Annotated in this window: 10 protein-coding genes; 9 read left to right on the plus strand and 1 reads right to left on the minus strand. The window is 38.8% G+C overall.

Going from position 1 to position 7,405, the window contains the following annotated elements; translation table 11 throughout:
* Nucleotides 1–283 precede the first annotated feature (283 nt).
* From V7137_RS28180 to V7137_RS28210, 7 genes are all read left to right on the plus strand, one after another.
* Nucleotides 284–565 carry a hypothetical protein gene (locus V7137_RS28180; protein WP_335701125.1) on the plus strand — a complete coding sequence of 94 codons (282 nt, stop codon included), beginning with the start codon at nucleotides 284–286 and terminating at the stop codon, nucleotides 563–565.
* Nucleotides 566–674: 109 nt separating this feature from the next.
* Complete coding sequence (locus V7137_RS28185) at nucleotides 675–851, plus strand: DUF2187 family protein (RefSeq protein WP_335701126.1); 177 nt, start codon at nucleotides 675–677, stop codon at nucleotides 849–851.
* A gap of 187 nt (nucleotides 852–1,038) precedes the next feature.
* Complete coding sequence (locus tag V7137_RS28190) at nucleotides 1,039–2,631, plus strand: long-chain-fatty-acid--CoA ligase (protein WP_335701127.1); 1,593 nt, start codon at nucleotides 1,039–1,041, stop codon at nucleotides 2,629–2,631.
* 218 nt (nucleotides 2,632–2,849) lie between these two features.
* A complete protein-coding gene (locus tag V7137_RS28195) occupies nucleotides 2,850–4,286 on the plus strand; it encodes an MDR family MFS transporter (protein WP_335701128.1) in 1,437 nt (478 codons plus the stop codon).
* Between the two features lie 143 nt (nucleotides 4,287–4,429).
* Nucleotides 4,430–4,564, plus strand: coding sequence for a hypothetical protein (locus V7137_RS28200; RefSeq protein ID WP_335701129.1), 135 nt, complete (start codon nucleotides 4,430–4,432; stop codon nucleotides 4,562–4,564).
* 43 nt (nucleotides 4,565–4,607) lie between these two features.
* Nucleotides 4,608–4,763 (plus strand): hypothetical protein, encoded by a 156-nt coding sequence (locus V7137_RS28205; protein WP_335701130.1) that lies wholly within the window; start codon nucleotides 4,608–4,610, stop codon nucleotides 4,761–4,763.
* A 26-nt stretch (nucleotides 4,764–4,789) separates the two neighbouring features.
* Nucleotides 4,790–5,251, plus strand: coding sequence for a redoxin domain-containing protein (locus V7137_RS28210; protein WP_335701138.1), 462 nt, complete (start codon nucleotides 4,790–4,792; stop codon nucleotides 5,249–5,251).
* A 54-nt stretch (nucleotides 5,252–5,305) separates the two neighbouring features.
* On the opposite strand, the gene V7137_RS28215 is transcribed toward V7137_RS28210, so the two are convergent.
* The gene (locus V7137_RS28215) at nucleotides 5,306–5,896 is read right to left on the minus strand and encodes a guanylate kinase (protein WP_335701131.1); all 591 of its coding nucleotides are present in this window, start codon (nucleotides 5,894–5,896) and stop codon (nucleotides 5,306–5,308) included.
* Nucleotides 5,897–6,286: 390 nt separating this feature from the next.
* Here V7137_RS28215 and V7137_RS28220 point away from each other — a divergent pair, with 390 nt between their 5' ends.
* Both V7137_RS28220 and V7137_RS28225 read left to right on the plus strand, forming a co-directional pair.
* Entirely contained in the window at nucleotides 6,287–6,631 is a 345-nt protein-coding gene (locus tag V7137_RS28220) for a flagellar basal body rod protein (protein ID WP_335701132.1), read from the plus strand.
* A gap of 24 nt (nucleotides 6,632–6,655) precedes the next feature.
* The gene (locus V7137_RS28225) at nucleotides 6,656–7,315 is read left to right on the plus strand and encodes a PspA/IM30 family protein (RefSeq protein WP_335701133.1); all 660 of its coding nucleotides are present in this window, start codon (nucleotides 6,656–6,658) and stop codon (nucleotides 7,313–7,315) included.
* Nucleotides 7,316–7,405 lie beyond the last annotated feature (90 nt).

Genomic DNA, 7,405 nt, shown 5'->3' on the forward strand with positions numbered 1-7,405 from the left:
ATTTCATAGTCTTTATATTCCTTTCCATTCCATCATAATGACTACTATATCAGATTAATCCACGAAAAGGTGATTCCAAATTTATGATGAAGGGAGAAATTGCGGGCCTGATACCAATTGACAGGAAAAGATGGTTGGATATTTAACATTTAGGTTGAAATAGCATTTTTTTCCTTCTATAATCAATACAATAACTTTATTTGTGAATGTAGTTTTTCCCTCTTCCTCACCGTACCTTTTCCATGCATTCTTTTTAAGAATTAGAGATCAGGAGTGAATAGTGATGATATTAAGAATTAATGAAATATCTGGATTTCTTCATGACTTTGAAAGATATGCTCAACATGATGGTACGAAATACTTTCTTACATTAAACACACTCAGACCTAATGGAACACTTACGATTATGAAGTATCCAAGTGGAAAATTTACTTACCACCGAAAAAATGAAAATTATTGGGACATTAAAGAAATCGATATTGAACTGGATATGTTATCCGATATCATTTGGGGATTTAGGAATATCATTAACGAAATGATTGTAGAGAGCACAATTGCACAATAGTTGTTTTTGGAAAACCTACGAAGCCTTTGCCCATACAAAGGCTCTTTTTCTTGTTCATTTAAAGTATTTTACCGGAAAATTATGGACAATCTAATGTCGAGGTGATGGAATGGCAACGGCAAAAATTGGCGATGTAATTTCCTTTCAACGAGAGGGAAAGAAATTAGAAGGTGTCGTTTCTGGGATAAGGGAAAATTCTGTTATGGTCCAATATGGGTTCTCGAAAGAAAAAGATGAACCACTGACAACTATTGTAAACCATAAAAATTACAAAATTAAGAAGTAGGATAATCGAGTGCGGGATCAACATCTCCACTCGATTTTTTTGTTAAAAAATATGTTCAGAAAAATCAATTTATTGATTGACAAACTGCTACTTTGGGACAAGAATAGACTTGTGATGTAAACATCCAAGGGAACAATACGCGAAAAAATTATCCATCACTCTCATTAAAAATAGAGGAGTCGGTGAAATGTTTTCCCCATTAACCCCATTAGACTGGAAACGAAGGGCGGTAAAGTATTATCCCAATAAAACAGCCGTCATCGATGGAGACAAAGAATTTACATATCAAGAATTTGGCAGGCGCGTCGATCAGCTCTCTGCTGCCTTGCACCAAGCGGGGATCGGCCAAAGTGATCATGTAGCAGTCATGCTGCCCAACACACATTATATGCTTGAGTGCTTCTATGGTATCTGCCAACTTGGTGCTGTTATGGTACCACTAAATTACAGGCTTTCATCTGGTGATTTGGAGTATATCATTCGCCATAGTGATGCGAAAATGTTAATTGTTGATGAGGAATTTTGCGGCCCAATCGAAAAAATCATTGATAATCTTTCGCTAGAACAAATTATTATTGTTTCAGTCCCAGGACAGGAAACATCGTTAGCTGGTGTGGATTACGAAGATTTTCTGCAACATGATTTGGAAACGCTTACACTTCCTGAAGTAGATATCGATGAAAATCAACTTCTAACCTTAAACTATACAAGTGGTACAACGTCAAAACCTAAGGGAGTCATGCTTACCCATCGTGGGAATTATCTGAATGCTGCTAATTTCATGTATCACTTGGGTGTCAATCATGATGATGTTTATCTTCATACGTTGCCAATGTTTCATGCCAATGGCTGGGGCGGTGTGTGGGCTCTTACAGCAACAGGTGGGACTCATGTCTGTCTAAGAAAGGTTGACCCGCAGCTGATTCTTGATTTATTTGAAAAAAGGAAGATCACACTTTTATGCGGGGCGCCAACCGTTGTCAATATGCTGGTCAATGAGCCAAAGGCCAAAGAAATAAGGATTGAAACCAACCCTCGGATGGCAACAGCTGGGGCACCTCCAGCAGCTGCCTTGATTCAAAAAGCACAAGACCTCCTTGGCTTAAATATGATCCATGTCTATGGGCTAACGGAAACCTCACCGTTTATACTATACTGTGAGTGGAAAAAAGAATTCGACTCAAAATCGGCCGATGAACAAGCAGCAATCAAGGCACGACAAGGAATTGAACTTACTTTTAATGGTGAAACAAAGGTTATTCATCCGGACGGGGAAGAAGTAGCCTGGAACGGTGAGGAACTAGGAGAAATCATAACAAGGGGCAACGTTGTGATGGCAGGATATTACAAGGATCCCATTACGACAGCGGTGGCAATAAGGGATGGATGGTTCCATACCGGTGATTTGGCTGTTACCCATCCAGATGGGTTCATTGAAATACGAGACCGTGCGAAGGATTTGATCATTTCCGGGGGCGAAAATATTTCTTCCACAGAAGTGGAAGGAGTTCTTTATAAGCATCCGGCTGTCTTAGAAACGGCCGTGATTGCGATTCCTGATGAAAAGTGGGGCGAGGTTCCAAAGGCGATTATTATCTTACAGCCTGAGGCAAAAGTAACCGAAGAGGAGATTATTCAGTTCTGCCGTTCACAACTTGCACACTTTAAAGCACCGAAATCAGTTGAATTTGTAGAGGCTTTACCAAAAACAGCTACAGGTAAATTGCAAAAATTTCGATTAAGAGAAATGTACTGGTCAGGTCCGAAGAGAGTCAATTAACTAGCCTATAGTTGGAGTTCTTTCCTCTTTAGTGGGGGCAGGGACTCCTTTTTTGTTTTCGACAAGCAGATGGATAAGAGGTACATACCTAAAATGATAAGCATTTAATTAGCACTTAATGGATAAATCAGGTAATCTGTAAAAGTACGTTTTTAGCTTTGACTCATGGTGATAATCACCATCATGACGAAAATTGAAGGGGAATGGGGGATGGATTGATGGCGATATCAAGGAATAAGCATTCGACCATTATTGTTCTTTTGCTTGCAGGGACGTTTATTGCTATTCTAAATCAAACACTAATGATTACAGCGATACCTCCAATCATGGAAGAAATGCACATCACCTCCAACAGCGCGCAATGGCTGACAACGGTCTTTATGTTGGTAAATGGGATCATGATTCCAATTAGTGCATTTCTATTAGAGCGGTTTACCACAAGACAGCTGTTTCTCTCGGCAATGAGTATTTTTGCTATGGGTACACTTGTAGGGGGGATTGCTTCTAATTTTGAGTTACTGCTATTAGGCAGGATCATCCAGTCTTGCGGCGCAGGAATTATGCTTCCTCTAATGACAACAGTATTTTTGATGATTTTTCCAATCAATAAACGCGGTGCTGCAATGGGGTTGGTCGGTCTAGTCATATCTTTTGCACCAGCAATTGGTCCAGCCTTGTCGGGATGGGTGACATCACATTACTCTTGGAGAGTACTGTTTTTTATCATTTTACCAATTGCACTTATCGATATTCTTGTTGCTTTCATTGCTTTAAAAAATGTAACCGAGATATCAAAACCAAAAATGGATGTTTTTTCGATCATTTTATCGACCCTAGGTTTTGGCGGTCTGCTGTACGGATTTACTTGTGCAGGAAATTATGGATGGTCAAATACCACCACGATGCTTAGTTTGGGGATTGGTGGAGTGGCACTTGCCCTGTTTATTACTAGGCAATTAAAACTGAAACATCCAATGCTTGAATTGGGTGTTTTTAAGTATTCCATTTTCCCATTTGCAATAATCATTGGTATGATCGGCTTTATGGGCCTTATAGGGGCGGAGACGATCATTCCTCTATATATGCAGAGGATGAGGGAATTTACGGCAGTAGAGGCAGGCATTGCCCTTTTACCTGGTGCACTAATAAGTGGATTGATGGCACCCATTATTGGGAGAGTCTTTGATAAAATCGGCGCGAGATGGTTAGTGATGATTGGTTTAACTATTATGACAGCTTCATCGTTTGCATTTACTAATTTAGGTCCTTCTACTACGATGACCTATATTACGGTCTTATACGGGGTCAGAATGTTTGGTTTTTCGATGGTGATGATGCCGGTCGCAACATCTGCATTGAACCAGTTACCAAAACAATTAATACCTCACGGAGCTGCTGTCGATAATACGATGAAAATGATTGCTGCCTCTGTTGGTACGGCCATACTTGTCACAGTCATGACGACAACAGCAGAAAACGCGCAGGAGCGACCAGAGATTTCTTATCCGGATATGTATGGTGCCAATATTGCTTTCATGGTAGTTTCCTTCCTGTCATTGCTCGGTCTCGTTCTTTCCTTTTTTATCAAAAAAGACCGTGCGTCAGAAGTCGAAGGGAAGCACCAAAGGAAGGTAAACGTTAAGTTGCAGGAGTAGATAATCTAAATAACAGTGAACTCTGAGAAACAAAGTTAATTTGTTTTTGGAGTTCTTTTTTATTAAACTTTTTCGTTATCTCAGATGTTGAAAGAATGAACCTTTTAGTTAGGTTCATAATATAACCAAAAGGAGGGAGCTACATGGATAAAAAAAACAATACAGGCGATGATGCTACTATCGAATTAAAGAGGGCATTAAACAAAAGTCAACCCAGAAGCAACCCAAATATGAGCGAAGCTGAACAGAAACTGAAATTTCCAAATAAGCAAAGCTAAATAGTTTATTTTGTTAATGTGGGATTTGGGGGGAGGTGAGACAATGCCAAAGAATAATCCAATTGAATATACTGGGAAAGTTCTAGACCAAAGAAATGATCTTACCGGGCCCGAGGCAGGAAAGGGTTCCTATCCAGAACGGCCACAGCATGTACAAATTCAGGACCCAACTAGCAATAATAATAATAATAATAAATAGAGGAGGGAGATTTTTTGGAAGAGTCTTTGAAAGTTGGTGACCTGGCTCCAGACTTTTCTTTAACGGCAACGACAAAGGAAAAAATTGCCTTGTCTGATTATCGCGGGAAGAAAAATATAGTCGTTGCCTTTTATGGAATGGACTTTACGCCCGGCTGAATTAAGGAAATTTCCTCTTGGAAAGAGGATTACAAACGATTTGAGCAATTAGATGCAGAAGTACTTGGGATTAGTGTGGATCATATCCACTCCCATAGAGTCTTTGCCGCGAGTATGGGAACGCTGCCATATCCCTTATTATCAGATTGGTTTAAACAAACGATAAAAAGTTATTATGTGTTCAACGAAAAAGGCGGTACGGCGATTCGTTCAGTCTTTGTGGTGGATAAAGCTGGCGTGATAACCTACATAAACACCTCATTTAAAGCAGATAAGAAAGAAGATTATGAAGCAGTTTTTAATACACTTGAAAAATTAACAAGCCAGTAAGCTTTTATAAAAAAGGTGTCAGGCACCAATCGCGTGCCTGACACCTATTTTTATTTAATAGTCGGTAACTATGAAACCTCTTTCAAGAAAATCTTCAATGACTTCACTAATTTGAAAGGAAATCTGCGGAGAATCATAATTTTCAAAGGCATGTTCACAGCTGTTTTTATAGTTCATGGTTTCATCATAATGGGCCATGTGGCGGGCAATGTCTTGATCATTATCTTGTCGATCCTTTTGTCTCTCAATAACCGTATCGCGATCGGCATAGATGAAGAAGCGCATGACACGATCACCATACATTTGTTTTAATTTCTCGGTTCCTTCAGGATTTAATGTGAGGTAGACGAGGTTGTGGGATTCGAATGCTTTAACAATGTCCTCTTCACGAATGCCATAATGGATTCCATCGATTTCGACGCATTCAAGAAATTCTTGTTTCTCTTCCATCTTTTTGAATGTTTCCTCGTTAATAAAATGGTAGTCTTCCCCATTCTTTTCATAATGACGAGGAGAACGAGTCGTGTAAGAGATAACTGTTTCCATATCAAACGCAGTCGCAACCATTTTGGCAATTGTTTTTCTTCCTGAACCATCTGGTCCTGTGTAAATGAAAAGTTTTTCTTTATTCTTAATTTTATACATAGATAACCTCCTGAAATGGATTATATAAAAAAGGATTTACATCACTGCAAATGCTTTTTAGTATTACACCATAATATGGACGAATTGGAATAATTTAATTATAACAGATAGATGCCGAAAGAGAAGTTTGACTTTTCTGTTTTTTAAAAGTCGATACTATAGTACTAAATCTTTTCAAAAATGAATGGAAGCTCACACTCACTTGGATGGTCAAGACAGATTGTGAGCTTTTTTGTTCTTTACAATTATCCTTTGCGGTACAGCCCCATTGCATCTACGTCTTAGGTCTTAGTAGAAAATCAAGCTAAAGCGCAATTATGAAAAGAATTGAAAAAAGGTAAGATGAAATTAAGATAAAGACAAAATAGTGAAACGAAGGAGGAACATAACATGAAAAAATTTGGTTTGCTATTAGCGGGCGGTATTGCGGCATTTGTATTACTAAAAACGATTGGTCCAATGATCGGGTTACTTATAAGCCTAGTGATTCTCTACTTTATTTATAAACAGTTTTTGAAGACTGAATCGATAGGTTGGAAAATTGGGTTAATAATCATCTGCTTAATAGTTCTTTCAGCAACGATTCACCATATCCCAGCTCTAATTGGTGTAGGTGCAGCTTATGTCCTGTTTTTAGTTTATAAACAGTGGAATAAAAACAAAAAGCCGCCTGTGAACAAGGAGTCTGATCCTTTTGCAAATTTTGATAAACAATGGAATGAATTAAAAAAATAATAATTTCAAAGGGGAAATGGAACAATGGCAAACTTATTAACAAAAATTAAAGATCTAATTATCGCGGATTTAAATGAATCGAGGCAACACAAGGGACAACAAAATCCGATTGCCTTACTCAATCAATATCTTCGTGAGTGTGAGCAAGAGACAGAAAAGGTCGGCAGGCTGGTTGAGCGTCAAGCTAGCTTGAAAGCTGAATTTACAAGAGAATGTTTTCAAGCGACCGAGTGGTCAGAAAAACGAAAGCATCAAGCCGAGATTGCCTTAAAAGCTGGAGAAACAGAACTTTATCAATTTGCTGCAGCGGAGCATCAGCAATATGCAGAACGAGCAGAGCGCTTGAAGACTTCTCTTGCCAATGTAACAGATCAACTCAATGAATTAGAAAGAAAGCATGAAGAAATGAAGCAGAAGTTAAAGGATATGCATCTGCGCCGGATGGAATTAATGGGCCGTGAAAATGTAACACGGGCTAATCTAAAAATAAATCATGTTTCAGAATCCAATTCATTGACTGAACAATTTTCCTCGAAGTTTAAGGATATCGAGAACTATCTAGAACGATTAGAACAAAGGGTGAACCATTCCTCTATCCACAGCACATTTGATGCGCGCGTGGAGCAGTTAGAAAAAGAAATGGCGAAACAGGACGATCCATCTGTGAAGTTAACAAAAGAATAGCGTTAAGAGGGCAGTGATTTGGCGATCACTGCCTTTTGTTTTGAACTCATAGCATTCTGAAGAACAAAACTTACCTGAGGAGCAAGAGAA

The sequence above is a fragment of the Neobacillus drentensis genome, assembly GCF_036962765.1.
In the GTDB taxonomy this organism is placed as follows: domain Bacteria; phylum Bacillota; class Bacilli; order Bacillales; family Cytobacillaceae; genus Neobacillus; species Neobacillus drentensis_C.

Coding starts and splice junctions, on each gene's coding strand:
- V7137_RS28200 (WP_335701129.1), top strand. CDS start 4,430: ATGGATAAAAAAAACAATACAGGCGATGATGCTACTATCGAATTAAAG.
- V7137_RS28190 (WP_335701127.1), top strand. CDS start 1,039: ATGTTTTCCCCATTAACCCCATTAGACTGGAAACGAAGGGCGGTAAAG.
- V7137_RS28205 (WP_335701130.1), top strand. CDS start 4,608: ATGCCAAAGAATAATCCAATTGAATATACTGGGAAAGTTCTAGACCAA.
- V7137_RS28195 (WP_335701128.1), top strand. CDS start 2,850: ATGGCGATATCAAGGAATAAGCATTCGACCATTATTGTTCTTTTGCTT.
- V7137_RS28225 (WP_335701133.1), top strand. CDS start 6,656: ATGGCAAACTTATTAACAAAAATTAAAGATCTAATTATCGCGGATTTA.
- V7137_RS28185 (WP_335701126.1), top strand. CDS start 675: ATGGCAACGGCAAAAATTGGCGATGTAATTTCCTTTCAACGAGAGGGA.
- V7137_RS28220 (WP_335701132.1), top strand. CDS start 6,287: ATGAAAAAATTTGGTTTGCTATTAGCGGGCGGTATTGCGGCATTTGTA.
- V7137_RS28180 (WP_335701125.1), top strand. CDS start 284: ATGATATTAAGAATTAATGAAATATCTGGATTTCTTCATGACTTTGAA.
- V7137_RS28215 (WP_335701131.1), bottom strand. CDS start 5,896: ATGTATAAAATTAAGAATAAAGAAAAACTTTTCATTTACACAGGACCA.